We start from the raw sequence: 23,003 nt of genomic DNA, 5'->3' as shown, positions 1-23,003 counted from the left end.
TGTTCAAACATACAGTGGCGCCATGACCAAACTCACCGCACGACAGCAGCAGGTTTTCGATCTGGTTCGCCGGGCCATCGAGCGCACGGGCTTCCCGCCCACGCGCGCCGAGATCGCGGCGGAACTCGGCTTCAGCTCGGCCAACTCCGCGGAGGAGCATCTGCGTGCGCTGGCGCGCAAGGGCGTGATCGAACTGGCTGCGGGCGCCTCGCGCGGCATCCGTCTCGTGCCGGGGCCCGACGACCTGCCGCACCAGTTCACGCTCCCGCACCCGAGCATCATGCAGCTCTCGCTGCCGCTCGTCGGCCGCGTCGCGGCGGGTAGCCCGATCCTCGCGCAGGAGCACATCTCGCAGAACTACATGTGCGACCCGGCGCTCTTCTCGAGCCGCCCCGACTACCTCCTGAAGGTGCGCGGCCTGTCCATGCGCGACGCCGGCATCCTCGACGGCGACCTGCTAGCCGTGCAGAAGAAGGCCGAAGCGAAAGACGGCCAGATCATCGTGGCGCGCCTTGGCGACGACGTCACCGTGAAGCGCCTGAAGCGCCGTCCGAACGGGCTCGAGCTGATCGCCGAGAACCCCGACTACGACAATATTTTTGTCGAGGCCGGCAGCGCGGAATTCGCGCTCGAAGGCATTGCGGTCGGCCTGATCCGCCCCACCGAATTCTAAGCAATCCGTCTGCGCGTAGTTTGCGCGCAGTTCGCGCAGAGTTTGCGCACGCACCGTCTGCGCACTACCTGGAGAGAGTCATGGAACGCCTTGCCCGCCTGCTGCCCTTCCGCCAATTCGGCCGTCTTCGCCATCTCCGTGGAATCGCCTCGTGCGCGGTCCGCGAAGTGCGCGGTTCGGCTGCCGCGCTGAGCGGCTCGCTTTTCGAAGACTCGCCAGAGATGGTGGCGGCCAGCACGGCCGACCTGCCCGTGCTGCCCTCGGCCCAGCCCGCGTTTGCGCGCGTGTCGCTCAACAGCACGCTCAACACCGAACAGCCCATGCGCCGCGCGCCCGTGCGCGTCTATCAGGGCCCGTCGCGGCTCATCCTCGTCGGTACGGTCGACGCGGTTTGCCGCGCGATCGACCGCTGCATCGCCGAACAGCACAGCGACCTGCCCGCGGCGCTCGCGAAGTAAGCAGGAACGCAGCTGAAATGTGAGAAGAGGTTACGGGCGGGATCGTTTGGCCTGGTTTGCGGTCAACACCGTGTTTAAACGATTTGCCCTATGCCGATGACGGAATCTCTCTCTACCCCGCGTAAGACCCAAGGCTGGAAAAAGCCCGTCGCGATCACGGTTGCCGTCGCAATGGTGGTTGCCGCGATCGGCTACGCCTATGCGTCGCCCTATATCGCGGTGAAGCACATGAAAGCCGCCGCCGATGCGCGTGACGCCGTCGCGCTCAACGAGTACGTCGATTACCCTGCGCTGCGCCTGAGCCTGAAACAGCAGGTGGGCGAGATGCTGCATCGGCGCGTCGAGGGGCAGCACAGCAGCAATCCGCTGCTGATCCTCGGCGCCGTGATTGGCGCGGCATTGATTAGTCCGCTCGTCGATGCCTACGCCACACCGGAAGGCGTGGCCGCCCTGCTCGATGGCATGCCGCCGACGGGCAAGCCCGGCGACCGCCCGCACGCGCCGCCGCCGGCGGAATCCGGCGCGCCATCCACGCAATCGGCGGAACCGGCGCAATCGGCACCCGCCTCTGCCTCGCCACCGGCCCCGGCGGCATCCGGCAATCCCGCGCCCGAGGCCCGGCCAGTGACCACGGCCGGCTATCGCGGCCTCAACGAGTTCGCGCTCACGTGGGACCGCGGCAGTACGGGCGAGCACTACGCCGCCATCCTGCAGCGTCACGGGCTCTTCTCGTGGAAGCTCTCGGCCGTCGAGCTCGACGAAGGCAACGTCTCGAACTGAGACAGACCGGTGGTGACAGCCGAGCCAGGCCGGCTCTCTACGAACCGGCCCGCTTGATCCGCTATGCGGCGGCTTGCTGCTGCTTTTCCTCAGCCGCCGACGAACACGCCACCAGAATGCTGCACGATACGCGGTCGAGCAGCGGCGTGTTGCCCGCGCCCATCCACCAGCGCGAGAGCCCCGTGCGGCAGCGGTGGCCCACCACCACGAGGTCGGCATTCAGCTCGTTGGCCAGATTCGCGATTTCGTCGATCGGATGACCGAACGCGAAATGCCCCTGAGCGCGCACGCCGCGCTCGGTTAGCCAGTCCACGCCTTCCTGAAGGATCTCGCGCGCCGTTTCTTCGAAGCGGCCGCAGGCCACATCGGTCAGCAAGCCGGCGCTCTGCGCAATCGTCGAACGCATGTCGACGACCGAGAGCAAATGCGTCTCGGCTTGCAGATCGAGTGCAAGATCGGCGCCGCAACGCAGTGCCTTGCGGCCTTCGCGCGAGCCGTCGTAACAGAGCAGAATTTTTTTATAGCTCGCCATGATCGCTTCTCCCCGCCCGCGTGATTTGCAGGCTGTGCGATTCTCATGATGGTGCGCCGCAATTCCACATGCAAGGGCTGGAAAACGCCAGGTGTGCATCGAAAAACGCCAGATGTGTCGCGACCGCCGCACGCATCTTGCTCAGTGCTGAATGCTTGCCGTGACATGCATTTGCCCGCGTATCGTCAAACCGCTTCGAAGCGCGGCCCGACCCGCCACGCAGCAATGCACTAAAATGGGCCGCCTTGTTTCGTGCGATTTTTCGTTCGGTACTTCGAGCGACTCGCGCGATGCCCGTTCGACTCACGTTCAACCGGTCCATGCCAGCACCCGCCATCGAATTCGAGCAGGTCATCAAACATTACGGAGACAGGGCGGTCGTCAACGGCCTGTCGTTCGACGTCGTTCCCGGCGAGTGCTTCGGACTGCTCGGCCCGAACGGCGCGGGGAAAACCACGACGCTGCGCATGCTGCTCGGCATCGTTTCGCCCGATGCGGGTCGCATCAGCCTGTGCGGCGAGCCGGTGCCGGCGCGCGCACGCCACGCCCGCCAGCGCGTGGGGGTGGTGCCGCAGTTCGACAATCTCGACCCCGACTTCACCGTGCGCGAGAACCTGCTCGTGTTCGGCCGCTACTTCGGCTTGTCTGCGCGCGAAACGCGCGACCTCGTCGCGCCGCTGCTCGAATTCGCGCGCCTCGAAAGCAAGGCCGACGCGCGCGTGGGCGAGCTCTCCGGCGGCATGCGCCGGCGTCTCACGCTCGCGCGCGCGCTCGTGAACGACCCCGACGTGCTCGTGATGGACGAGCCCACCACGGGCCTCGATCCGCAGGCGCGGCATCTGATCTGGGAGCGGCTGCGCTCGCTGCTCGCGCGCGGCAAGACGATCCTCCTCACCACGCATTTCATGGAGGAGGCCGAACGGCTTTGCAATCGCGTCTGCGTGATCGAGGAAGGCCGCAAGATCGCCGAGGGCGCACCCAAGGCGCTGATCGAATCGGAGATCGGCTGCGACGTGATCGAGGTGTACGGACCGGACCCGGTGGCGCTGCGCGACGAACTCGCGGGCGATGCGAAGCGCACGGAGATCAGCGGCGAGACGCTGTTCTGCTATGTGGACGACCCCGCGCCCGTCCATGCGAAGCTGCGCCATCGCTCCGATTTGCGCTACCTGCACCGGCCCGCGAATCTCGAAGACGTGTTCCTGCGGCTCACGGGCCGCGAGATGCAGGATTAACGGCGGCTGGATTAACGGCGGCAAGATCGACGGCGGCGTACGAATCGCCAAGGACACCATGCAGACACGCACCAACAACCCGACGCCCTCGCGCCCCGAGCATGCGAGCGTGCGCGAGCCGCGCGCCGCGCTGCCTTCGAACGCCACGCACTGGATGGCCGTGTGGCGGCGCAACTATCTGGTCTGGCGCAAGCTCGCCCTCGCGTCGATGTTCGGCAATCTCGCCGACCCGATGATCTATCTGTTCGGTCTCGGCTTCGGGCTCGGGCTGATGGTCGGGCACGTCGACGGCGTCTCGTACATCGCGTTTCTCGCGGCGGGCACGGTGTCGTCTTCGGTGATGATGTCGGCGAGCTTCGAGTCGATGTACTCGGGCTTCTCGCGCATGCACGTGCAGCGCACGTGGGAAGCGATCATGCACACGCCGCTCACGCTCGGCGACGTCGTGCTCGGCGAGGTGATGTGGGCCGCGAGCAAGTCGGTGCTCTCGGGCGTGGCGATCATGGTGGTGGCGGGCCTGCTCGGCTACGCGAGCTTTCCTTCCATGCTACTCGCGCTGCCCGTGATCGCGCTCGCGGGCCTCGCGTTCGCGAGCTGCGCGATGATCGTCACCGCGCTCGCGCCCTCCTACGACTTCTTCATGTTTTATCAGACGCTCGTGCTCACGCCGATGCTGCTGCTCTCCGGCGTGTTCTTTCCGATCGCGCAACTGCCCGCGGCCGCGCAGCACATCACGCTGATGCTGCCGCTCGCGCACGCCGTTGCGCTGATCCGCCCTGCCATGCTCGACCGGCCTGTCGAGCAGGCCGGCCTGCACCTGCTGGTGCTCGCGATCTACGTGGTGGTGCCGTTCGCGATCGCATCCGTACTGTTCCGCCGACGCATGATGCGCTGAAACGGCACAGCGAGGCGCTCAGTCCTCGTCGTCGCCCCAGGGAATATCGACGTCCGAAATAAACGCGACCGTCGCGAACGGGCCGCCTTCCTGGCGGCCGACCTTGCCGTCGGCGCGATGCCATTCCACGCGGAACATCGTCGATTGGGTCTGGGCGAGCAAACGCACCGTGCGGATCTCTTCGGGATCCGACTCCTCCACCGGGCCATCGAGCGAAACCAGCAACGACTGCGGCCAGAGACCGTCGGCCGGGTCGTAGATGCGATCACCGTCGGGAATCGAGGTATCCGCCTCGACGCCGATGGTGGCCGAAGCCTCGACGATCATCTTGCCGAGCGCGCGTAGCACCGCCGTGGCGCGGGCCGAATTGGCCTGGCGAATGGCGAGATCGCCGCGCGTGAGCGCCTGCTCGAGTTTCGGATTGGTTTTTTGCTTTGCCATGCTGGTTTTCGGGCCGGGGCCCGCTCCGTGGCGGACGGCGAACCGCCCGCTTATTACAAGAATGCCAACGCTGAACGCATGGCGCCTGCCTCGTCCCGGCGTCCCTAGAAGCCCAGGGCCACCGCCGCGAGCCCGGCGGCAATGCCGAAGAACACCACCGTCGTGCCCACGACCGCGAGCATGCGCGGCCGGAACGAGCCCGCCAGCATCGCGAACGACGGCACGCTCACGGGCGGCAGCGTCATCAGCAGCGCACCCGCGGGTCCCACGCCCATGCCGAGCGCGAGCATCGCCTGGATGATGGGGACCTCGCCGGCCGTGGGGATCACGAACAGCATGCCGACCACGGCGAACGTGACGATCCAGCCAAGGCTGCTCGTGACTTCCGGGCCGATGTGCGGGAACAGCCACGCGCGCGCCGCGCCAAGCAACAGCACCAGCACGATGTATTCCGGCACCAGCCGCACGGCCATACGCGCAAAGATACGCGCCCAGCGCACGAAGACGTTGCCGCCCTCGGCCTGCTGCTGGGCGAGTTGCGCCAGCCGATCGTCGGCGGCGCGCGATTCCTCGGGCGTCACGAGCCGGTTGCAGACCCAGCCGAGGCCGAACACCATCAGCAGGCCCAGCGTGAGACGCAGCGCACTCCATTGCCAGCCGAGCACGAAGCCCATGAACACGAGCGTGGCGGGATTGAGCACGGAGTTGCCGAGCCAGAACGCGATCGCGCCGCCCGCCGACGCATTGCGCGCGCGCAGGCCCACCACCACGGGCGCGGCGCAGCAGGTGCACATCATGCCGGGCACGGCGAGCAGGCCGCCCGCCGCCACGCTGCCGAAGCCGCGCCGGCCGAGCACGCGCGCGACCCACTGCACGGGCAGGAGCGCCTGCACGCCGGAGCCGAGCAGCAGGCCGAGCACCATGGCCTGCCAGATCGCCTTGCCGTAGGCGTAGGCGTAATCGAGCGCGGCGGAGAACGAGGGGTCGGGGGCCGTGGCCGAGCCGCCCATCAGGATCGATTTGCCGATGGAGTGGGTTTCCTCGGCCGTGAATGCGCGGTGATAGTACGGGAACCACTTCACGTAGAAGAGGCCGGCCACCGCCAGCAAAATGAAAATGGGCCAGCCGTAAGACGGGGGCGATTGCGCTGGACGTGCGCTCGTCATTGTGAAAATTCTCCGGGATTGAGCGTATGGACGGCCGCCGGGCGCCGTCACGCGAGGCGTGATGGCGCCCCGGGCGGCGCATGCTGGATCGTAGTGTATGCCTTGCGAATCGCCAACGACTTTGCTGCGTTGGCGACTCGCGCGGCGCCGCGCGGCCCGGCAAAGGACAGCGCAGTTTCCCGCTTTCCCGTTAAGGGGCCGGATTGGGCTGCTGCTCGTGCAACGCGTCGATCTGCGCGAGCAGTTCGGGAGTGAGTTTGACGTCGGCGCTGGCGATATTTTCCTTCAACTGCTCGAGCGAGGTCGCGCCGATCAGGTTGCTGGTGAGGAACGGCCGGCTGTTGACGAACGCGAGTGCGAACTGCGCGGACGTGTAGCCATGGGCGCGGGCGAGTTCCACGTAGCGCGTCGTCGCGGCCACCGATTCCGGCTTGCTGTAGCGCTTGAAGCGCTCGAACCGCGTGATGCGCGCGCCTTCCGGACGCGCCCCGCCCTCGTACTTGCCCGACAGCCAGCCGAACGCGAGCGGCGAATACGCGAGCAGGCCCACGGCTTCGCGGTGCGCGAATTCGGACAGGCCGCTTTCGAACGTGCGGTTGAGCAAGCTGTACGGATTCTGGATGCTGACAATTCGCGGCAGCCCGAGCTTTTCGGCGGCGCGCAGGAACTGCGCGACGCCCCACGGCGTTTCGTTCGACACGCCGATATGGCGGATCTTGCCCGCCTTCACGAAATCGGCGAGCACGCTGAGCGTTTCCTCGATCGGCACCGTGTACGCATCGTCGAGATACGGATACATGCTGCGGCCGAACGTCATCGTGCTGCGGTCGGGCCAGTGCAACTGATACAGGTCGACGTAATCGGTCTGCAGGCGTTTCAGGCTGCCGTCGAGCGCTTCGGTCAGATTCTTGCGGTCGAACTGGTTCTGCGGCCCGCGAATGTGCTGCGGGTTGTGCGGCTGGCGCGCCGGGCCCGCAATCTTGGTGGCGAGCACGATGCGCTCGCGCGCCGCGCGATGCTGCGCGAGCCACGTCCCGATGAAGCGCTCGGTCTGTCCCTGCGTCTCCGGGCGCGGCGGCACGGGGTACATTTCGGCGGCATCGATCAGCGTGACGCCCTGCTCGAGCGCGTAGTCGATCTGCTCGTGCGCCTCGCGCTCCGTGTTCTGCTCGCCCCACGTCATCGTGCCGAGCCCGATCAGGCTCACCTTGACGTCGGTATCGCCGAGTGTGCGGTATTCCATGGAAACGTTGTCCATCAGTTCGGTTGGGGAGCGCCGAAACTACCACGACGCGGGAAATTTTTCAGGAGTTGCAGAATACGGCCGCATTTCTGCACAAGCGGCCGCATGCACTGCGGCCGGCCGCGGCGCCGCTCGGCGACAGACGTGCCAGAATCCGCACAGGCGCCTACGAGGAGCAATCGGCATGGAAAATCGACGCAGCTACGAATACATGGGCTTCGACATGACAGCCGGCGTGGACGGCGACCACGAAGCCGGCTTCTTCGTCTCGACGCAGATCATCCAGAGCCTCACGGACGCGGAAAACGGCAACGTGCCCGTCGACGGCATCGCCGCCGGCCGCTTTCCGACCCAGGACAACGCCTTCGACGCGGCCTTCGATCGCATTCGCGAGGCGATCGACAAGCGCGTGCGCGCCGCATCCTGAGCGTCGCCCCGGGGAAAAACCAGAACGGACGCAGAAAAGCAAAAGCCGGACGTCGCAATGACATCCGGCTTTCAGGCCGCCCGACTGACGGGCGGCTCAGCAACGAATCGGAAACTTCGGCGGGACTTACTGGCCGAAGAAAACCGATTGCGGGCCCGTGGCCTTCGCGTGGCTGCCCGACTGCGAAGCCGAGCCGGCGACACCGCCGTAAGCCGTTTGGGCGCCTTGTTCCTGGACGCGTTCGGCGGCCACGGTCTGGACGCTCTGGCCACGCTGCGAAGCGGGCGCGCCGACGTCCGGACGATAGAACGGTGCCGGGCCGTAGCCGCTGGCGAACGCCGGAGCGGCAACAGAAGCGGTAGCTGCGACCAGCAGCGCTGCGATGAGTTTGGTCTTCATGGTGGACTCCAATATCAGGTTCAGTTGCGGATCGGGAAGGCGCCGCGCCTGGGAGGTCAGTGCCCACGAGCTGCGTCAACGAAACTCAGTGTATACACCTACTATCGGAAAATAATCGCGATAATCCGAATTTACTATTCTCCGTTACACAACAATCCTGTCAGGCAGTTCTGACGGGGCTGAGCGACGAACAGACCCTAAAAGCGCTCTCAAAATAATTTGCGCGACGCAGCAAATTCCCTGCGGATTACATAACGCCGTTAGGGTTTTTCGGCCGAAAATGGCTATCGGGCGCGCTTCCTGCAGAGGTATCCGGCAAATTGGCGCAGTGCGCAAAGGGTACGAAGAACGCGGCCCGTATGCGTTAAAATGCAAGGTTGTTCCACGCCAGCCGTTACTCATCGGTTTCCATCGCCATGTCCGCCAACCGTCAAGCCAGCCCCCGCCGCGTTTCCGTCGCGCCGATGATGGACTGGACCGATCGCCACTGCCGTTCGCTGCATCGCTTCATCTCCCGGCACACGTGGCTGTATACGGAGATGGTGACGACGGGCGCCCTCATCCACGGCGACGTGCCGCGCCATCTCGCGTTCACGCCGGCCGAGGCGCCGGTCGCGCTTCAGCTGGGCGGCAGCGAACCCGACGACCTCGCGCGCGCCGCGAAGCTCGGCGAACAGTGGGGCTACGACGAGATCAACCTGAACTGCGGCTGCCCGTCCGAGCGCGTGCAGCGCGGCGCGTTCGGCGCGTGCCTCATGAACGAACCGCAACTGGTGGCGGACTGCGTGAAGGCGATGCGCGATGTCGTCTCCGTGCCCGTGACGGTCAAGCACCGCATCGGCGTGGATACGGTCGAGGACTATGCGTTCGTGCGCGACTTTGTCGGCACGATTGCCGAAGCCGGCTGCGAGGTGTTCATCGTGCACGCGCGCAACGCGATCCTGAAGGGCTTGAGCCCGAAGGAAAACCGCGAGATTCCGCCGCTCAAGTACGACTACGCGTACCAGCTCAAGCGCGACTTCCCGCAGCTCGAAATCATCATCAACGGCGGCATCAAGACGCTCGACGAAGTCGAGCAGCATCTACAGCACGTCGATGGCGTGATGCTCGGCCGCGAGGCGTACCACAACCCCTACGTGCTCGCCGACGTCGATGCGCGCTTCTATGGCGCAACCGACGCTGCGCTCACGCGCGAGGAAGTGGAAGCGCGGCTCATCGAGTACTGCGCGAGCGAAATCGCGCGCGGCACTTACCTGGGCGCGATCGTGCGCCATGCGCTGGGCCTCTATCGCGGCGTGGCCGGCGCGCGCGGCTGGCGCCGCATCCTCTCGGACAGCCGCAAGCTCGCGAAGGCAGATCTCGCGATCTTCGACGAGGCCCGCGAATATCTGCGCGTTCCGGACGAAATTCTTGAATAAAGGGCTAGGCAAGCAAGCTTTGGTATGTATATAATCTTGCTTCTTGATTGACGCCGCTTTCGAAGCCGCGCTAATTGAGGAAAACAGTGGTGGCTGTAGCTCAGTTGGTAGAGTCCAGGATTGTGATTCCTGTCGTCGTGGGTTCGAGTCCCATCAGCCACCCCAAAGAATTCAAGCGCTTAGCCCAGTTCGATGAACTGGGCTTTTTGCTTTCTGGAATCCGTGTAAGCGCCGGTATAAGCAATTTTCGTCAGACTGAACCGCTCGCAGACCAAGTCGAAGCGGCGCGAGCCGACGGATTCATCTAGTGAACGCCATGCGGCGCCCTGCCGCTCTGAAAACAAGGCACTACATGTGGCCGGCCAGCGGCGGTCAACAAAAGGCGGCGCGAGCGGTTGACCGCGAAAGCGATCCCGTATGCGACGGCTGCAATCCTTTGTGTGCACGTTCTGCACATATGCATCGGGCACGCGGCAGTCTGCACCCATGTGCCCCGCGGTAACCTGGTCAACGTGATCAATCGCACCGACAGGTGTCGCGGTAGCGTTCGCGCTTGAAATCGCATGCTTCAAGCCGTCTGCCGCCGAATTCTGATTCGGTACATCGCGCTTCGGTATCGCCATAACAGCGAACACGCGCTTCCCCGCAACATTGGCGCGCTGCGTGAAAATGTTGAGGTCCTGGCGAATTGCGCCTCCGCTGGGTCGTCAGCCTGAGCCAGGCATGAAACACTTTTGAACTGTCGCCTAAGTCATGCCGTTTGCCCGATCTCTCGCAGCAACGAATTGCCGGTGAGTAGCGACCTCGCGCGCGATCAGGGCGCGTATCAAATCGTCGTTTGGGTTTTCGAGGATCAGCGGCGGCAGATCACGCGCCAATCCTTCGCGTGCCGCGACCCAAGCCTCGTAGGCAGTTGTGAGCTCGTCAACTTTGTCCAAAGTTTGTCCCCGACGACTGGCAATGATTCTCCGGCCCATTGCACCGATTTCGCTTGCTGCGCCGCTCGCATGGGCGCGAGCGGGAGCAAGTTAATCACACATTTGCGTCAGAAACGACCAAGGATTTTCGAGGCAGCGTTCAGTACATTCGTGCGCTGCCAGATCCCCGCCACACAACCGCAGAGAGATGGCCAGGTACGACGACGAGATCAATCCAATCAATACGCAGCGCAGTGGTTGCGTAACCTGACACGCAGCATTAGTCGAGGTCAATCATTTGCAAAGCTTGCAGTTTCCCGATTGCTGTTGCCTCTTCGTAGGTACCGCGATGCATCAAACGACCACTAGACAACGGGACACTGCCAGCCCAGACAGTATCGTCCATTGCGATGGCCCACCGCGGACCGAATTCTCCGTTGCCAACATCAAACGGCGTGAAATCGACGATGTATCCCTTGTAGCGAATGACGTGATTGTTCATTGGCTCTCCTCCCGGTTGCAATCTAACACCGGCGCCGAGGGTGAATTTTTAGAGATTGTTAAGTGAATGTGGACGCGCCACGGAAATCGTTAACGGCGGCTGTGGCAGCAACCTTTAGCGACTTGGGGCAATCCCCCCATCACAGAGCGGCAGAGAGATGACTGCGTATTACAACGAGATCGACAAGCGAAGCGCGCGGCAGCGTCATCGCAGCAGCCGACGAAGCAACGACCGCGTAACGAATAGAGGAAGCGATGGCATCAATCAACGAAACATCCGCATCAACGCCGCGCTTCGCGCCGCGGTAAAGGTCTGCACGCTGTCGAGCCCTGATCACATCGAAGCCTGCCGACTCATCACCGTCGGCGAACGAGTCGCTCTCGCGCCTTCCGATGCGACGAGAGCGCCGAGTGAAACAGGTTTTGGCGAAAGTGCGCAGTTCTCCACAGAAACTGTGGGCAAACCTGTGCGAAGGGCGAGCGACGCAGAGCGCGCTACAGGCAGAAATGAGCGCGACGAGCCTAGCCCGTCAAGATTTCATCGACCATCGCGCGCCCCCAAGCGAACCCGGCGCTTTCCGCATCGTCCCGAGTCCTGTGGCTCGTCTCCAGGTCTTGACTCGAAGCGATGTCGCGTTCCGTGCCCCTGCTTACTTTCGCGCGCCATACCCACATTTCATTGGGGCACTCAAGTGTTTCCGAATGAAGGTCATAGCCACGGTAGTCGGTAAAGCGCACGTTCCAGCCCATCAGCAGTCTCCTTTCAAATTGAAAGGAAATAGTAGCATGGCCGGCGGCGGCGCTATGCATGTAACAGGTAATCGCCTCCAATAGCCGGGAACCGACGCACTCAAGGCAAGTAGCGAATAGAGCAATCGATGAGCGACTACCTGACCACGAGCGAACTCGCCGACCTCATCGGCTGCAAGCCGAACCAGCGCACCAGCATGATCAACTAGCTGTCGGACAACCGCTGGAAGTTCGTCATCGATCGCAACGGAATCCCTAAGGTCGCACGCGCGTTCCGCGACCTGACGCTCGGGCTCAGTGCGGATACCAAAGCAACGAAATTAGCTGGACCGGCTAAAATAGCTACAGCATTTTGGAACGCTCCGCCGCAAACCCGCGCAAGTGCCAGGTCGATGAAGTGGGGCATATTCCGAAATCAAAATCACAGGGCTTTGATTTTTAACCTGAATTTGGTGTTCGACGACTCGATTGCGATTCCTGTTGTCGTGGGTTCGAGTCCCATCAGCCACCCCAAAGAATTCAGCAGTGAACAAATGAGCCCGCACTGGTTGCGGGCTCATTTGCGTCTGTGCACGAGAGACACCCGGGAACGCCTTTGAGCTTCGAGGAATACTACAGGCGGCTGCAACTGCCGGAGACTGCGTCGCCGGCGGAAATCAAGCGCGCCTACCGTCAACTGCGCGCGAAGTACCACCCCGACCGCAACAAGGGTCGCGAGGCGGCAGTCGAGCCGGTGTTCAAGCTCATTCAGGAAGCCTTCGAGATTCTGAGCGGCCGGCGCGTCGCGCCAACGGGCACCGCAGGTTCGGCCAGCAAGACCCGCAACGGCGAGGCTCCGCCGCGCCAGCGCCGCGCGGCGCCGCCCATGCGCGGCGCCAACTGCCTCGTCGAGCTATTCGTGCCGCTCGAAGTCGCGCTCAATGGCGGCGGCGTTCAGGCCCACTACCCCGTCAAAGGTCCGTGTCCCGCATGTGAAAAGGAAGATCGCGGCGCGCTTTGCGAACAATGTCACGGCACCGGCGTCAAGACGTGGCGCAAATCGGAAATGGTCGAGATCCCTCGCGGGGCATGGGACGGCCAGCGTCTCGTGGTGGCCGGTGGCGGCCATCCCGGCGTCAACGGCGGTCCGTCCGGAGACGCGACTTTCTCGGTCTCCATCGTTTGCGGCCCGGGCTTCACGCGCAACGGGCTCGACCTCGCCTGCGAGCTTCCAGTCGACTTCGTGACGGCCATGCTGGGCGGCGGCGTTCAGGCAAAGGTACTCGGCCGCACGTTCGAAGTGAAAATTCCCGCGAACGCGAATGCGCGCACGCCAATCCGTCTGGCGGGTGTCGGACTCGCGGATCGCAACGGCGTGCACGGCAACCTCACGCTGCACCTGGTGCTCACCGTGCCGGCCGCCGCCGCACATTTGACCGGCGCCGAGCGCCAGCAGCTACGCGACATGTTCGCCGACGCAACGCGCCGGGCAAGCCAGCCGCCCGGCGCGGGTTCGCAAGGCAAACGCTAGCGCGCTTGCGTGCCGCGCGCATCGATCCACGCGCGCGCCGCTTCGAAGCCCGCCTCTGCCGCCGCGTGCTCGGTGGACCAGAGGCGCGTGATATGCACGAGCTGCCAGTCCTCCACGACCGTATCGCCCTGCAGCACGCGATAGTGCGCCTTCACGCCCGTGAGCACCTGCTCGACCGCGACTTCGATGTCGTAGTCCTTGTAGCGCTCCTGGTAGTCGCCCATGTCGATGCCCTTCGGCTCCATGCTCGCCTCTTTCGTCGTCCGCTGACAGTTCATGCTAGCACTTCCGCCCGCCGCGACTCGCGGGCGCCGCCGACTCGCGGGCACGCTTCACAGGCGCGCGATCGACACCTCCGTCGACTTCACCAGCGCGACCACTTCCGAGCCCACCTTCAACTCGAGTTCGTCGATCGAGCGCGTGGTGATGACCGAGGTGACGATGCCGAATGCCGTATCGACATCGACTTCCGAAACGACGGGTCCGCGAATGATCTCCTTGATCTTGCCGCGAAACTGGTTGCGTACGTTGATGGCGGTAATGCTCATAGGTTCGGCTCCGTGAGTTCGAGGATAAACAAGAGGATTCCTGATAAAAAATGATTCAAGCCACTGCGCCCAACGGCCGTCCGGCGGCTTGCTGTGGCCCGTGGCCGAGCACGCGCTGCAGCACGCGCTCCTCGAGCGCCGCGAAGCGTGCGTCGACACGCGCCCGCGGGCGCTCGAGCGGCACGCGCTGATCGAGCGCGATGCGCCCCGCCTCGACGAGCAAAATACGGTCGCCCAGTGCGACGGCTTCGTGCACGTCGTGCGTCACCAGCAGCGCGGTGAAGCGATGCTCGCGCCACAGGCGCTCGATCAGCGCATGCATCTCGAGACGCGTCAGCGCGTCGAGTGCGCCGAGCGGCTCGTCGAGCAGCAACAGGCTCGGACGATGCACGAGCGCGCGGGCGAGCGCCACCCGCTGGCGCTGGCCGCCCGAGAGGCGCGCGGGCCACTCGTCGGCGCGCGCGAGCAGGCCCACCTCGTCGAGCACCGCGCGGGCGTCGTCACGCGCGCCGCGCCCAAGTCCTAGCATCACGTTCTGCAAGACGGTCTTCCACGGCAGGAGGCGCGCGTCCTGAAACATGATGCGCGTATCGAGCGGCGCGCCCTCCGCGCCGCGCCGCTCCACCGCGCCCTCGTCCGGCGTTTCGAGGCCGGCGATCAGGCGCAGCAAGGTGGACTTGCCGCAACCGCTGCGTCCGACGATCGACACAAAACTGCCGCGCTCGATCGCGAGGTCGAAACCGGCGAGCACGGCGCGCTCGCCGTAGCGTTTGCCCACGCCGCGAAGGGCAACGGCGGCGTCCATTTCGGGTGTATGCGTGCGCGGTGTCGCGCCCTCGCGCGCCGCCTGCGCCTTGTCGTTGCGTTCGCGCGCCTGTACGCGCTCGAAAGCTTCCCGCTTTACGCCATAGTTCGGCGCCAGTTGACTCGCGCTCATGCTTCGTTCTCCTGTTGATAAGCGGGGTGCCAGCGCAGCGCCAAGCGTTCGAGCGACTTCGCGAGCCAGTCGGCGAGCTTGCCGAGCGCCGCATACAGCAGGATGCCGACCACCACCACATCGGTTTGCAGGAATTCGCGCGCGTTCATCGTCATGTAGCCAATGCCCGACTGCGCGGAGATCGTTTCGGCGACGATCAGCGTCACCCACATCAGGCCGAGCGCGAAACGCACGCCGACGAGAATCGAAGGCAACGCCCCCGGCAATATCACCTCGTGATAAAGCGCGAAACCTTTGAGCCCGTAGCTGCGCGCCATCTCGACGAGATTGGCGTCCACCGAGCGGATACCGTGGAACGTATTCACGTAGACGGGAAAGAACACGCCCAGCGCCACGAGAAAGACTTTCGCCTCCTCGCCAATGCCGAACCAGAGAATCACGAGCGGAATCATGGCGAGCGCAGGAATATTGCGGACCATCTGCACGGTTGAATCGAGCGCGGTTTCAGCGGGCTTGAAGAGCCCGGTAGCCAGCCCGAGCACGAGCCCAATGCCGCCGCCGATCGCGAACCCCGAAAGCGCCCGCCACGTGCTCACGCGCACGTCGGCCCACATTTCGCCCGACTCGATCAGCGACCACGCCGCCCGCACCACGGCGAGCGGCTCGGGCAGCACGCGCGTCGAGAGCGCGCCACTTCTTGCGGCGATCTCCCAGATCGCCAGCACCGCCAGCGGCACGAGCCAGGGGGCGAGCCGCCGCCGGCCCGCCCGCACGAAGGCCCGCGCGGCGCGCAGCACGCCGCCGCCTGGGCGCGAGCGGTCGCGTGCGGGTGCAGCCGTTACCAGGGATTGCGTCATCGTTGCATCCTCCACGATTGCTGCCGTTCTCCAGCGCCTCAGCTCTGGCTCACTTTCGGCAGATAGTGATTGCCGACCACTTCGCCAAACGGCCCTGAAAGCGGGCCGCCCGCGCCCTTCGCCGCGCGCCCCGGCAGCAGCGGGAAGACGAGTTCCGCAAACCGGTAGGATTCCTCGAGATGGGGATAGCCGGACAAAATGAACGTCTCAATGCCGAGCTGCGCATACTCCTTCATGAGCGCGGCCACCTGTTCAGGATTGCCGACGAGCGCCGTGCCCGCGCCGCCGCGCACGAGGCCCACGCCCGCCCACAAATTCGGATACACCTCGAGATCCTTGCGCGTGCCGCGCTTACCGCCGTGCAGCGCGGCCATGCGGCGCTGGCCTTCCGAATCCATCTTTGCGAACGCGGCCTGGGCGCGCGCGACCGTCTCGTCGTCGAGGTGGCTGATGAGCTTGTCGGCGGCGGCCCACGCTTCGTCTTCGGTCTCGCGCACGATCACGTGCAGGCGAATGCCGAAGCGAATCGTGCGTCCATGCTCGGCCGCGCGCGCGCGAATGTCGGCGATCTTGCGCGCGACGGCTTCGGGCGGCTCGCCCCACGTCAGATAGGTGTCGATGTGCGCGCCCGCCATGGCGTGCGCGGCCGGCGACGAGCCGCCGAACCACAACGGCGGATGCGGATGCTGCGCGGGCGGATACAGCACCTTGCCGCCCACCGAGCGCAGATGGCGCCCCTCGAAGTCGATCGCCTCGTTCGCGTGCGATGCCGCGAGCAGCTTGCGCCAGACATGCAGGAACTCGTCGGTGATCTCGTAGCGCGTGTCGTGATCGACGAAGAGGCCATCGCCCTCCAGCTCGGCCGTGTCGCCGCCCGTCACGACGTTGATGAGCAGGCGGCCATTGGAGAGCCGGTCGAACGTGGCGGCCATGCGCGCGGAAAGCGCCGGCGACGAGAGGCCCGGGCGGATCGCCACGAGAAACTTCAGGCGCCGCGTCGCGGCGATGAGGCTCGACGCCACGACCCACGCGTCCTCGCACGAGCGGCCCGTGGGCAGCAGCACGCCTTCGTAGCCGAGCGTATCGGCGGCGACGGCGATCTGCTGGAAATACGCGAGATCGGCCGCGCGCGCCCCCTGGGTCGTGCCCAGATAGCGGCTGTCGCCGTGGGTCGGGATGAACCAGAACACATTCATGCGTTGCTCCTGCCTGGAAATTCGAAACACGAATCGGGTGACTGCCGGCCAGCGAGCGAGCGCGGGCACGCCGCGCAAACGAATGCGCCGCTCGTGGCTCGACTGAAAGGATTCGACAGCAGACGGAATGCGCCGGCGCGTTCCCCGCGCGCCTCGCGAGAGCGCCCGGCGACGGCGGCGCCGTCTTCATGGGGAACCAGTCTAGGGACCGCTCGCACCCTTTAGAACGATTTTTTTGAGCTTAGGTTTTCCACTTTCGTGCTTTGCCCGACGCTTTAGCATACGGTGCGCCTCGCGCGCACCGCGCGCCGATATAATGGCGCACGCACCCACAAAAACACCGGCACGCCGCGCGCGCACCGCTCCATGAGGCGCATTGCGCAGCGAGGCCAAGAAGCTCTCGCAAGATTCCATGCAAAAACTGATTCTGCCGTTCGTATCCGGCTTTCTGGCGTCGCTCTTCTTTCGCGAGGCGACGCTCGCACTCCTGCATGCCGCACAAGTCATCGACGCGGCCGGATTTTCGACGGACCCGTTCCAGCCGCTCGGGCTGCCCGAGTTCCTCGTGAATGCGATCTGGAGCGCCATCTGGGCCGTGCTGATGGCGTGGCTGCTGCGCGTATCGCCTTCGCGGCCCGCGCCGTGGGTTCAGGCCTTCGTGTTCGGCGGCATCGTGCTCACCGCGGCGATGGTGTTCGTCGTCGATCCGCTGCGCGGCATCTGGCCGACCGGCAACATGCTGCCGCGGCTTGCCACGGGCTTCGCTTCGAATGCGATGTGGGGCTGGGGCGCGCTGGTTTTCATGCGCGCGTTCATGAGCGAAACCGCCGAAGACTGATCCCGCCTGCGGGCCGTGCGCAACGCGCGGCCCGAGTTTTCCCGCCGCGCTTCCCCCCTTCCCTCGCGCGCGCCAGTTCAACCGATGAGTTCGCGCAGCGGATGCTCCATCAAGCTCCAGGGACTCTCGAACATCCGCTCGACGTCTTCGCGGCGCACGCCTTCGCTATTCGCGAAGCGCCAGTGCGGATGATTGTCCTTGTCGATGATGCGCGCGCGGATGCCCTCCATCACGTCGCCAATCGCGAAGCTCGAGCGCGTGAGGTCGAGGTCGCGGCGCAGACAGTCGGCCATCGTGCCTTCCGCGCGCGACACCACCTCGAGCGACACCGCCATGGAAAGCGGCGAACGCTCACGCAGCACGTCTACCATCTGCCCGGCCCATTGCGCCTGGTCGCCCGCGCCCGCATGGCGAGCGGCTTCGAGCGATGCCAGCATGGCCGGCACATCGGCAAGCGAGAAATGCTGGTCGATCCAGCCGCGCACCGCGGCCAGCGAGGAGCCTTCGGCGAGGCACCGCAGGCCGGGCGCAGGCAAGGCCGCCTGGCGGATGCGCGCGACCACTTCCGCGCCGCTCGCAAACGGCTCGCTCTCCAGCGCATCGAGCAGCGCCGGCCACGCGGACTCGTCAAGCGACGCATCGGCGAGGCCCGCATACACGGCGCTGGCCTGATCGAGCGTCTCGCCGGTCACCGCGAGATAGCGGCCGATCGCGCCAGGCGTGCGCGCAAGAAACCAGCCCATGCCGACATCGGGAAAGAGGCCGATGCGCGTCTCCGGCATCGCCATGCGCGTGGTCGGACCCACGAGCCGCAGCCCGCCCGTGCGATGCGCGCCCTGCGAGATGCCCATGCCGCCGCCCATGACCACGCCGTTGAGCATCGCGATATACGGCTTCGGAAAGGTGAAGATGGCGTGGTTGAGGCGATATTCGTCGGCGAAGAAGGTGTCGAGCGCCGCCTGTTCGCCCGCGCGGTACGACTCGTACAGAAAGCGAATATCGCCGCCCGCGCAGAACGCGCGCGGGTGGCGCGTACGCACGATCACGGCGAGCACGCCCGGGTCGTCGCGCCAGCGATCTAGCGCCGCGTGCATCGTGCGGACCATGGCGGTGGTGAGCGCATTGAGCGCCTGCGGGCGCTCGAGTTCGATAAAACCGATGCGGTTCACTACGCGCGTGAGCACGTGCGAGTCGGCATCGGCTGCGGTCGGGCTTGCGTTGGCTTCGTGTGACATGGCGATTGGCAAGGCAGAACGATGAGCGGCGCCTGCGTCGGGCGACGCGCGATCACAGACTTTCTGAGGCTATCACGACGCCACACCGGGCGCTTGCCCGGCCGGCAACGTGGCCGCGGCGGCGCGCGTGCCGAACCAGGCATCGAGCGTGGCGTCGATCAACGGACCGGGGGTCGCGTGCTCAAAGCCGGCACGCGCGAGCGTGAGCATCACCACGCCGTGCAGCGTGGCCCAAAGCGACTGCGCGAGCAGCGGGCCATCGATATGGGCCCCGCTCGCCGGCGTCAGTGCGGACAGTGTGGCGGCAAAGAGTTGCGCGCCGGAGGCCGGCGCGGCGTCCGCTTCAGGCGCGCCAGCCGCATCGGCCAGCGCGTCGCGCTGACGACGTGCGGCCGGTCCCACGTGCTCCGCGCGCGCCTTGTGCGCCATGAAGATGAGTTCGTAAGTCTGCGGATGGTCGCAGCCGTACGCCACGTATGCATGCGCGAGCGCATGAAGCCGCTCGCGCGCGTCGGCGATCAGCGCGAGCGGTTCGAGCTGCGCGAGCAGTTGTGCGTAGCCTTCGCGGCCGAGCGCCTCGGCAATCTCGTCGCGGCCGGCGAAATAAAGGTAGAGGGACGCAGGGGAATAACCGATCGCATCGGCGATCTTGCGCATGGAAAGCGCGGCGAGGCCTTCGCGCATGACGATGCGGCGCGCAGCGTCGAGGATGCGCTCGCGCTGGTCGTGCGCGCGCGCTGCTTGCCTTGCGTGGAGTTCGCGTTCCTTGCGTTCGACGATGCTCATGGCGACGCTAGCCAGTTGCGGCAACCAAAAATCCCGTGACGCCCGAGCGGGCGTGCCTGACTACGAGTACAAGCCTACGAGTCCAGGCGTCCGGGCGGAAAGTGACCGCTCTTGAGCAGCACCGGCGTGCCGTTGCTGAGTTCGAGATGGGCGCGTGCCACAGCCTCGATGCGCGAGCGGCCGGCGTCGAACGCCTGCATCCACGCGTCGCGGTTCGCGGGCAGCGCGCCGAAATGGTCCTCGAGCGCCTCGACGGAAATCGCGCAGGGTACGCGTGTGCCGTCAACGAGCGCGGCAAAGACCACGGTCAGATTGGCGTCGCGATAGAGCGGCGCGTCGGCGGGAAAGCGAATGATCATGTCCAGCCCCAATGGGGAAAATCTGCAGAAAGCATTGCCGCCGGAGGACGACGCGGCACACGGCGGTAACCGGCCATGTTACGCGCGAGGCGCAAGGTCTGGCGCGAACGTGGCCAATGCGGCGGCCAACGCAGTCGCCGGTTCAGCCGCCGTCTTTCAATGCGCCTGCATCTTCGAGAACAGATTCAGCACGACCACCCCGGCCACGATGAGACCGAGCCCGAGCACGGCCGGCAGATCGGGCACCTGCCGATAGAGCGCCATCGCCACGAGCGTGATGAGCACAATGCCTACGCCCGACCACACCGCATAGACGATGCCCACCGGCAAACTGCGCAACGTGAGCGAGAGCCCGTAGAACGCGATGCCATACCCCACCACGACGATCGCCGACGGCACGAGCCGCGTGAAGCCATCCGACGCGCGCAGCGCAGAGGTGGCGATGACTTCCGCGACGATCGCGATGACGAGCCAGGTCCAGGCCGAAAACGGAGGAATGCGCATCGTCTCAGACCTTCGCGAGCGCGAGCTGCGCGTAGTCGACGTCGAGTTGCGCGCAGAGCGCTTCGACCACCAGTTCGTGATCGGCGCGCTGGGGCAGGCCCGAGACCGTGATCGAGCCGATCACGCCCGCACCCGCCACCGTGAGCGGAAACGAACCGCCATGCGGCGCGAAATCGCTGTTGGGCAAGCCGTGCTTTTCGGCGAGCGTCGAGCCGGTTTGCTGCATGCGCAAGCCGATCGCATAGGAGCTGCGCCGGAAGTGCTCGACCACGCGCGACTTGCGGCGGACCCAGTCGGCGTTGTCGGGCGTGGCGCCGTCCAGCGCGCAGAAGAAGAGCTGCTGCCCGAAAGTGCGCACGTCGATGGCGACGGGCAGCGCGCGAGCGCGCGCGAGTTCATGCAGATGCGCACCGAGCTGCCAGGCGCGATCGGCGTCGAAACGGGGAAACACCAGCGCGTGCTCCTGAGCGGCTATCGATTGCAGATCGAGGGGAATGTCCATGGAAGAGGCAAATGAAGCGCAGTGCGCTGTAGAAGGCAAAGGCGCAGCGTGAACACTGCGAAGAGCGAGCACGGCGCCAAACGAGCCCCGATTCTATCCTGACGATTCAAGATGCCCTGACGCGCGCGTCCTGCAAACATTTTGCAATCGCCTGGAAAGGCACTCGTCATTTGTTGTTGCAACGCGGCGCGAACTGTCATATAATCTTTTCTTCGACGGACGCGGGGTGGAGCAGTCTGGCAGCTCGTCGGGCTCATAACCCGAAGGTCGTAGGTTCAAATCCTACCCCCGCAACCAGCAGAATTCGAAAGGGTTACAGGTCATTGGCCTGTAACCCTTTTTCCGTTTACGCCTCTTCAAGACGCGGCCTTCCCAGCGTTGGGCACATGAGCGAAGCCGCTGAGCGGTGATAAACTCGCATCACCCATCCCCCTATCGTGCCCATGAAATTCTGCTCGACTTGCGGTCAGGCGGTCAGCCTGCTCATTCCGCCCGGCGACAATCGCGAACGCTACGTCTGCTCACACTGCGGCACCATCCACTATCAGAATCCGCGCAACGTGGTCGGCACGGTTCCGGTCTGGGAAGACAAGGTGCTGTTGTGCCGCCGCGCGATCGAGCCGCGCTACGGCTACTGGACGCTGCCCGCCGGCTTCATGGAGATGGGCGAGACGACCGCCGAAGCCGCTGCGCGCGAAACGCTCGAGGAAGCCGGCGCGCGCGTCGAGGTGCAGAACCTCTTTTCGCTCCTGAACGTACCGCGCGTGCATCAGGTGCATCTGTTCTATCTCGCGCGCCTGCTCGACATCGATATCGCAGCTGGCGAGGAAAGCCTCGAAGTGCGGCTTTTCGAAGAGCACGAGATTCCCTGGGACGACATCGCGTTCCCAACGGTCGGGCAGACCCTGCGCTGTTTCTTCGCCGATCGCCAGTCGGGCAGCTTCGGGCTGCACACAGGCGACGTCCTGCGCTCGCTGCGCGACGGCTGATCGCCCTTCTGACTGCGCCCGCGACGATGGTCCCCTGGCTTTCGCCCGACGAACCGTTTCCCGCCGTCGAGCGCGCACTCGGCGCGGCGAGCGGCGCGCCGGGCCTGCTCGCCGCCAGCGCGGACCTGCTCCCCTCGCGCCTCATCGATGCCTACCGGCGCGGCATTTTCCCGTGGTACTCAGACGGCCAGCCGGTGCTCTGGTGGAGCCCCGACCCGCGCATGATCCTGCGCCCCGACGAATTCAAGGTCTCGCCCTCGTTCAGGAAAACGCTCAAGCGCGTGCTGCGTGAGGATGCGTGGGAAATTCGCGTCGACAACAATTTCGCCGCCGTGATGCGCGCATGCGCGAACGCGCCGCGGCGCGGCCAGCGCGGCACCTGGATCACCGGCGACGTGATCGACGCCTACTCCACCCTGCACCGCGTGGGCGATGCGCACAGCGTCGAGGCCTGGTTCGGCGGCGAGCGTGTGGGCGGCCTCTACGGTGTGGCGCTCGGCACGATGTTCTTCGGCGAGTCGATGTTCGCCTCCATGACCGACGCCTCGAAGATCGCGCTCGCGGCGCTCGTCGCGCATCTGCGCCGCCACGGCGTCGAGTTGATCGATTGCCAGCAGAACACCGCGCATCTCGCCTCGCTCGGCGGGCGCGAAATCTCGCGCAAGGCGTTCATCGCCCACGTACGCACGCACGTGAACGCCGCGCCCATTCCCTGGAAATTCGACAAAGCCGTGCTCGCCGATCTGCTCGGCGGCACAGGCGCGCCTGACGAGTTCTTGCCCGCAGCGTGACTCGCCGGTGGGCGGTAAATGAGTGGCACATGAGCGACGCACGATTGCCGCGTGCGCACTTGCTACGGCCCGCTCAATTCGATGGATACATGTTCGGCGTCAATGTTAGACTGAAT

29 protein-coding genes and 2 tRNA genes are annotated in these 23,003 nt (G+C 65.3%); 13 read left to right on the top strand and 18 right to left on the bottom strand.

Features of this window, described 5'->3' with window-relative positions; translation table 11 throughout:
- The first annotated feature begins 22 nt into the window (after nucleotides 1-22).
- The 3 genes from lexA to AB4Y42_RS16180 all read left to right on the top strand — a co-directional run bounded on the left by lexA (nucleotide 23) and on the right by AB4Y42_RS16180 (nucleotide 1,911).
- Nucleotides 23-673, top strand: coding sequence for a transcriptional repressor LexA (lexA, locus tag AB4Y42_RS16190; RefSeq protein ID WP_042268621.1), 651 nt, complete (start codon nucleotides 23-25; stop codon nucleotides 671-673).
- A gap of 80 nt (nucleotides 674-753) precedes the next feature.
- Nucleotides 754-1,131: a hypothetical protein gene (locus AB4Y42_RS16185; protein WP_133184263.1), complete on the top strand. Its 378-nt coding sequence runs from the start codon at nucleotides 754-756 to the stop codon at nucleotides 1,129-1,131.
- 96 nt (nucleotides 1,132-1,227) lie between these two features.
- Nucleotides 1,228-1,911, top strand: a complete 684-nt coding sequence (locus AB4Y42_RS16180; RefSeq protein WP_368686708.1) for a DUF2939 domain-containing protein — start codon at nucleotides 1,228-1,230, stop codon at nucleotides 1,909-1,911.
- Between the two features lie 61 nt (nucleotides 1,912-1,972).
- Here the strand turns inward: AB4Y42_RS16180 and AB4Y42_RS16175 are convergent, their stop codons facing one another.
- The gene (locus AB4Y42_RS16175) at nucleotides 1,973-2,443 is read right to left on the bottom strand and encodes a universal stress protein (protein WP_069267551.1); all 471 of its coding nucleotides are present in this window, start codon (nucleotides 2,441-2,443) and stop codon (nucleotides 1,973-1,975) included.
- 320 nt (nucleotides 2,444-2,763) lie between these two features.
- Here AB4Y42_RS16175 and nodI point away from each other — a divergent pair, with 320 nt between their 5' ends.
- Entirely contained in the window at nucleotides 2,764-3,678 is a 915-nt protein-coding gene (nodI, locus tag AB4Y42_RS16170; protein ID WP_368686392.1) for a nodulation factor ABC transporter ATP-binding protein NodI, read from the top strand.
- Between the two features lie 58 nt (nucleotides 3,679-3,736).
- On the top strand, nucleotides 3,737-4,573 hold the full coding sequence (locus AB4Y42_RS16165; protein ID WP_368686393.1) for an ABC transporter permease: 837 nt from the start codon (nucleotides 3,737-3,739) through the stop codon (nucleotides 4,571-4,573).
- An 18-nt stretch (nucleotides 4,574-4,591) separates the two neighbouring features.
- Here AB4Y42_RS16165 and AB4Y42_RS16160 read toward each other — a convergent pair whose 3' ends face one another.
- The 3 genes from AB4Y42_RS16160 to AB4Y42_RS16150 all read right to left on the bottom strand — a co-directional run bounded on the left by AB4Y42_RS16160 (nucleotide 4,592) and on the right by AB4Y42_RS16150 (nucleotide 7,423).
- The gene (locus AB4Y42_RS16160; protein ID WP_042268617.1) at nucleotides 4,592-5,014 is read right to left on the bottom strand and encodes a hypothetical protein; all 423 of its coding nucleotides are present in this window, start codon (nucleotides 5,012-5,014) and stop codon (nucleotides 4,592-4,594) included.
- 104 nt (nucleotides 5,015-5,118) lie between these two features.
- Complete coding sequence (locus tag AB4Y42_RS16155) at nucleotides 5,119-6,180, bottom strand: permease (protein ID WP_368686394.1); 1,062 nt, start codon at nucleotides 6,178-6,180, stop codon at nucleotides 5,119-5,121.
- A 190-nt stretch (nucleotides 6,181-6,370) separates the two neighbouring features.
- Nucleotides 6,371-7,423 (bottom strand): NADP(H)-dependent aldo-keto reductase, encoded by a 1,053-nt coding sequence (locus tag AB4Y42_RS16150; RefSeq protein WP_368686395.1) that lies wholly within the window; start codon nucleotides 7,421-7,423, stop codon nucleotides 6,371-6,373.
- 184 nt (nucleotides 7,424-7,607) lie between these two features.
- Here AB4Y42_RS16150 and AB4Y42_RS16145 point away from each other — a divergent pair, with 184 nt between their 5' ends.
- On the top strand, nucleotides 7,608-7,850 hold the full coding sequence (locus tag AB4Y42_RS16145) for a hypothetical protein (RefSeq protein WP_368686396.1): 243 nt from the start codon (nucleotides 7,608-7,610) through the stop codon (nucleotides 7,848-7,850).
- A gap of 126 nt (nucleotides 7,851-7,976) precedes the next feature.
- Here the strand turns inward: AB4Y42_RS16145 and AB4Y42_RS16140 are convergent, their stop codons facing one another.
- Nucleotides 7,977-8,249: a hypothetical protein gene (locus AB4Y42_RS16140; RefSeq protein ID WP_028204875.1), complete on the bottom strand. Its 273-nt coding sequence runs from the start codon at nucleotides 8,247-8,249 to the stop codon at nucleotides 7,977-7,979.
- Between the two features lie 416 nt (nucleotides 8,250-8,665).
- Between AB4Y42_RS16140 and dusA the strand changes: the two genes are divergently transcribed.
- Both dusA and AB4Y42_RS16130 read left to right on the top strand, forming a co-directional pair.
- Nucleotides 8,666-9,667, top strand: a complete 1,002-nt coding sequence (gene dusA / locus AB4Y42_RS16135; RefSeq protein ID WP_368686397.1) for a tRNA dihydrouridine(20/20a) synthase DusA — start codon at nucleotides 8,666-8,668, stop codon at nucleotides 9,665-9,667.
- 89 nt (nucleotides 9,668-9,756) lie between these two features.
- Nucleotides 9,757-9,832, top strand: a tRNA-His gene (locus AB4Y42_RS16130).
- Nucleotides 9,833-9,846: 14 nt separating this feature from the next.
- Here the strand turns inward: AB4Y42_RS16130 and AB4Y42_RS16125 are convergent.
- The 3 genes from AB4Y42_RS16125 to AB4Y42_RS16115 form a co-directional block, all read right to left on the bottom strand.
- Nucleotides 9,847-10,290: a hypothetical protein gene (locus tag AB4Y42_RS16125; RefSeq protein ID WP_368694719.1), complete on the bottom strand. Its 444-nt coding sequence runs from the start codon at nucleotides 10,288-10,290 to the stop codon at nucleotides 9,847-9,849.
- Between the two features lie 123 nt (nucleotides 10,291-10,413).
- Nucleotides 10,414-10,605, bottom strand: a complete 192-nt coding sequence (locus AB4Y42_RS16120; RefSeq protein ID WP_368694718.1) for a hypothetical protein — start codon at nucleotides 10,603-10,605, stop codon at nucleotides 10,414-10,416.
- Nucleotides 10,606-10,864: 259 nt separating this feature from the next.
- The gene (locus AB4Y42_RS16115) at nucleotides 10,865-11,086 is read right to left on the bottom strand and encodes a hypothetical protein (protein ID WP_069267557.1); all 222 of its coding nucleotides are present in this window, start codon (nucleotides 11,084-11,086) and stop codon (nucleotides 10,865-10,867) included.
- A gap of 1,344 nt (nucleotides 11,087-12,430) precedes the next feature.
- On the opposite strand from AB4Y42_RS16115, the gene AB4Y42_RS16110 reads away from it, so the two are divergent.
- Nucleotides 12,431-13,345, top strand: coding sequence for a DnaJ C-terminal domain-containing protein (locus AB4Y42_RS16110; protein WP_368694717.1), 915 nt, complete (start codon nucleotides 12,431-12,433; stop codon nucleotides 13,343-13,345).
- Here AB4Y42_RS16110 and AB4Y42_RS16105 read toward each other — a convergent pair.
- The 5 genes from AB4Y42_RS16105 to ssuD form a co-directional block, all read right to left on the bottom strand.
- Nucleotides 13,342-13,590: a DUF6566 family protein gene (locus tag AB4Y42_RS16105; protein WP_368686709.1), complete on the bottom strand. Its 249-nt coding sequence runs from the start codon at nucleotides 13,588-13,590 to the stop codon at nucleotides 13,342-13,344. The genes AB4Y42_RS16110 and AB4Y42_RS16105 overlap by 4 nt on opposite strands.
- An 87-nt stretch (nucleotides 13,591-13,677) precedes the next feature.
- Nucleotides 13,678-13,893 carry a molybdopterin-binding protein gene (locus AB4Y42_RS16100; protein WP_028204871.1) on the bottom strand — a complete coding sequence of 72 codons (216 nt, stop codon included), beginning with the start codon at nucleotides 13,891-13,893 and terminating at the stop codon, nucleotides 13,678-13,680.
- A 55-nt stretch (nucleotides 13,894-13,948) separates the two neighbouring features.
- The gene (locus AB4Y42_RS16095) at nucleotides 13,949-14,830 is read right to left on the bottom strand and encodes an ATP-binding cassette domain-containing protein (RefSeq protein ID WP_368694716.1); all 882 of its coding nucleotides are present in this window, start codon (nucleotides 14,828-14,830) and stop codon (nucleotides 13,949-13,951) included.
- Nucleotides 14,827-15,687, bottom strand: coding sequence for an aliphatic sulfonate ABC transporter permease SsuC (gene ssuC, locus AB4Y42_RS16090; protein ID WP_368694715.1), 861 nt, complete (start codon nucleotides 15,685-15,687; stop codon nucleotides 14,827-14,829). Before ssuC ends, AB4Y42_RS16095 begins: the two co-directional genes overlap by 4 nt.
- Nucleotides 15,688-15,725: 38 nt before the next feature.
- Entirely contained in the window at nucleotides 15,726-16,883 is a 1,158-nt protein-coding gene (gene ssuD / locus AB4Y42_RS16085) for an FMNH2-dependent alkanesulfonate monooxygenase (RefSeq protein WP_368694714.1), read from the bottom strand.
- Between the two features lie 412 nt (nucleotides 16,884-17,295).
- Here ssuD and AB4Y42_RS16080 point away from each other — a divergent pair, with 412 nt between their 5' ends.
- On the top strand, nucleotides 17,296-17,721 hold the full coding sequence (locus AB4Y42_RS16080; RefSeq protein WP_342920606.1) for a hypothetical protein: 426 nt from the start codon (nucleotides 17,296-17,298) through the stop codon (nucleotides 17,719-17,721).
- 77 nt (nucleotides 17,722-17,798) lie between these two features.
- On the opposite strand, the gene AB4Y42_RS16075 is transcribed toward AB4Y42_RS16080, so the two are convergent.
- The 5 genes from AB4Y42_RS16075 to AB4Y42_RS16055 form a co-directional block, all read right to left on the bottom strand.
- Nucleotides 17,799-18,956: an enoyl-CoA hydratase/isomerase family protein gene (locus AB4Y42_RS16075; protein WP_368694713.1), complete on the bottom strand. Its 1,158-nt coding sequence runs from the start codon at nucleotides 18,954-18,956 to the stop codon at nucleotides 17,799-17,801.
- Between the two features lie 72 nt (nucleotides 18,957-19,028).
- Complete coding sequence (locus tag AB4Y42_RS16070) at nucleotides 19,029-19,742, bottom strand: TetR/AcrR family transcriptional regulator (protein ID WP_368686405.1); 714 nt, start codon at nucleotides 19,740-19,742, stop codon at nucleotides 19,029-19,031.
- 74 nt (nucleotides 19,743-19,816) lie between these two features.
- Nucleotides 19,817-20,101 (bottom strand): DUF1488 domain-containing protein, encoded by a 285-nt coding sequence (locus AB4Y42_RS16065; protein WP_368694712.1) that lies wholly within the window; start codon nucleotides 20,099-20,101, stop codon nucleotides 19,817-19,819.
- A gap of 156 nt (nucleotides 20,102-20,257) precedes the next feature.
- Nucleotides 20,258-20,605, bottom strand: coding sequence for a multidrug efflux SMR transporter (locus AB4Y42_RS16060; protein WP_042268604.1), 348 nt, complete (start codon nucleotides 20,603-20,605; stop codon nucleotides 20,258-20,260).
- A 4-nt stretch (nucleotides 20,606-20,609) separates the two neighbouring features.
- Complete coding sequence (locus AB4Y42_RS16055) at nucleotides 20,610-21,107, bottom strand: heme-degrading domain-containing protein (protein ID WP_368686406.1); 498 nt, start codon at nucleotides 21,105-21,107, stop codon at nucleotides 20,610-20,612.
- A 220-nt stretch (nucleotides 21,108-21,327) separates the two neighbouring features.
- Here AB4Y42_RS16055 and AB4Y42_RS16050 point away from each other — a divergent pair.
- The 3 genes from AB4Y42_RS16050 (at nucleotide 21,328) to aat (ending at nucleotide 22,887) form a co-directional block, all read left to right on the top strand.
- Nucleotides 21,328-21,404 (top strand) — tRNA-Met (locus AB4Y42_RS16050).
- Nucleotides 21,405-21,550: 146 nt separating this feature from the next.
- Nucleotides 21,551-22,096, top strand: a complete 546-nt coding sequence (locus AB4Y42_RS16045; protein ID WP_110384546.1) for an NUDIX hydrolase — start codon at nucleotides 21,551-21,553, stop codon at nucleotides 22,094-22,096.
- Nucleotides 22,097-22,122: 26 nt separating this feature from the next.
- Entirely contained in the window at nucleotides 22,123-22,887 is a 765-nt protein-coding gene (aat, locus tag AB4Y42_RS16040; protein WP_342920611.1) for a leucyl/phenylalanyl-tRNA--protein transferase, read from the top strand.
- The last annotated feature ends 116 nt before the right edge of the window (nucleotides 22,888-23,003 follow it).

Origin of the sequence: Paraburkholderia sp. EG286B, assembly GCF_040965655.1 — a bacterium.
GTDB lineage: Bacteria > Pseudomonadota > Gammaproteobacteria > Burkholderiales > Burkholderiaceae > Paraburkholderia.
The sequence above is the reverse complement of the archived record's forward strand: the minus strand, read 5'-3'. Positions and strand labels throughout refer to the sequence as shown.

Bases quoted from the DNA above. Each gene is read 5' to 3' on its own strand.
- lexA (WP_042268621.1), top strand. From the start codon at position 23: ATGACCAAACTCACCGCACGACAGCAGCAGGTTTTCGATCTGGTTCGC.
- AB4Y42_RS16185 (WP_133184263.1), top strand. From the start codon at position 754: ATGGAACGCCTTGCCCGCCTGCTGCCCTTCCGCCAATTCGGCCGTCTT.
- AB4Y42_RS16180 (WP_368686708.1), top strand. From the start codon at position 1,228: ATGACGGAATCTCTCTCTACCCCGCGTAAGACCCAAGGCTGGAAAAAG.
- AB4Y42_RS16175 (WP_069267551.1), bottom strand. From the start codon at position 2,443: ATGGCGAGCTATAAAAAAATTCTGCTCTGTTACGACGGCTCGCGCGAA.
- nodI (WP_368686392.1), top strand. From the start codon at position 2,764: ATGCCAGCACCCGCCATCGAATTCGAGCAGGTCATCAAACATTACGGA.
- AB4Y42_RS16165 (WP_368686393.1), top strand. From the start codon at position 3,737: ATGCAGACACGCACCAACAACCCGACGCCCTCGCGCCCCGAGCATGCG.
- AB4Y42_RS16160 (WP_042268617.1), bottom strand. From the start codon at position 5,014: ATGGCAAAGCAAAAAACCAATCCGAAACTCGAGCAGGCGCTCACGCGC.
- AB4Y42_RS16155 (WP_368686394.1), bottom strand. From the start codon at position 6,180: ATGACGAGCGCACGTCCAGCGCAATCGCCCCCGTCTTACGGCTGGCCC.
- AB4Y42_RS16150 (WP_368686395.1), bottom strand. From the start codon at position 7,423: ATGGAATACCGCACACTCGGCGATACCGACGTCAAGGTGAGCCTGATC.
- AB4Y42_RS16145 (WP_368686396.1), top strand. From the start codon at position 7,608: ATGGAAAATCGACGCAGCTACGAATACATGGGCTTCGACATGACAGCC.
- AB4Y42_RS16140 (WP_028204875.1), bottom strand. From the start codon at position 8,249: ATGAAGACCAAACTCATCGCAGCGCTGCTGGTCGCAGCTACCGCTTCT.
- dusA (WP_368686397.1), top strand. From the start codon at position 8,666: ATGTCCGCCAACCGTCAAGCCAGCCCCCGCCGCGTTTCCGTCGCGCCG.
- AB4Y42_RS16125 (WP_368694719.1), bottom strand. From the start codon at position 10,290: ATGGCGATACCGAAGCGCGATGTACCGAATCAGAATTCGGCGGCAGAC.
- AB4Y42_RS16115 (WP_069267557.1), bottom strand. From the start codon at position 11,086: ATGAACAATCACGTCATTCGCTACAAGGGATACATCGTCGATTTCACG.
- AB4Y42_RS16105 (WP_368686709.1), bottom strand. From the start codon at position 13,590: ATGGAGCCGAAGGGCATCGACATGGGCGACTACCAGGAGCGCTACAAG.
- AB4Y42_RS16100 (WP_028204871.1), bottom strand. From the start codon at position 13,893: ATGAGCATTACCGCCATCAACGTACGCAACCAGTTTCGCGGCAAGATC.
- AB4Y42_RS16095 (WP_368694716.1), bottom strand. From the start codon at position 14,830: ATGAGCGCGAGTCAACTGGCGCCGAACTATGGCGTAAAGCGGGAAGCT.
- ssuC (WP_368694715.1), bottom strand. From the start codon at position 15,687: ATGACGCAATCCCTGGTAACGGCTGCACCCGCACGCGACCGCTCGCGC.
- ssuD (WP_368694714.1), bottom strand. From the start codon at position 16,883: ATGAATGTGTTCTGGTTCATCCCGACCCACGGCGACAGCCGCTATCTG.
- AB4Y42_RS16080 (WP_342920606.1), top strand. From the start codon at position 17,296: ATGCAAAAACTGATTCTGCCGTTCGTATCCGGCTTTCTGGCGTCGCTC.
- AB4Y42_RS16075 (WP_368694713.1), bottom strand. From the start codon at position 18,956: ATGTCACACGAAGCCAACGCAAGCCCGACCGCAGCCGATGCCGACTCG.
- AB4Y42_RS16070 (WP_368686405.1), bottom strand. From the start codon at position 19,742: ATGAGCATCGTCGAACGCAAGGAACGCGAACTCCACGCAAGGCAAGCA.
- AB4Y42_RS16065 (WP_368694712.1), bottom strand. From the start codon at position 20,101: ATGATCATTCGCTTTCCCGCCGACGCGCCGCTCTATCGCGACGCCAAT.
- AB4Y42_RS16060 (WP_042268604.1), bottom strand. From the start codon at position 20,605: ATGCGCATTCCTCCGTTTTCGGCCTGGACCTGGCTCGTCATCGCGATC.
- AB4Y42_RS16055 (WP_368686406.1), bottom strand. From the start codon at position 21,107: ATGGACATTCCCCTCGATCTGCAATCGATAGCCGCTCAGGAGCACGCG.
- AB4Y42_RS16045 (WP_110384546.1), top strand. From the start codon at position 21,551: ATGAAATTCTGCTCGACTTGCGGTCAGGCGGTCAGCCTGCTCATTCCG.
- aat (WP_342920611.1), top strand. From the start codon at position 22,123: ATGGTCCCCTGGCTTTCGCCCGACGAACCGTTTCCCGCCGTCGAGCGC.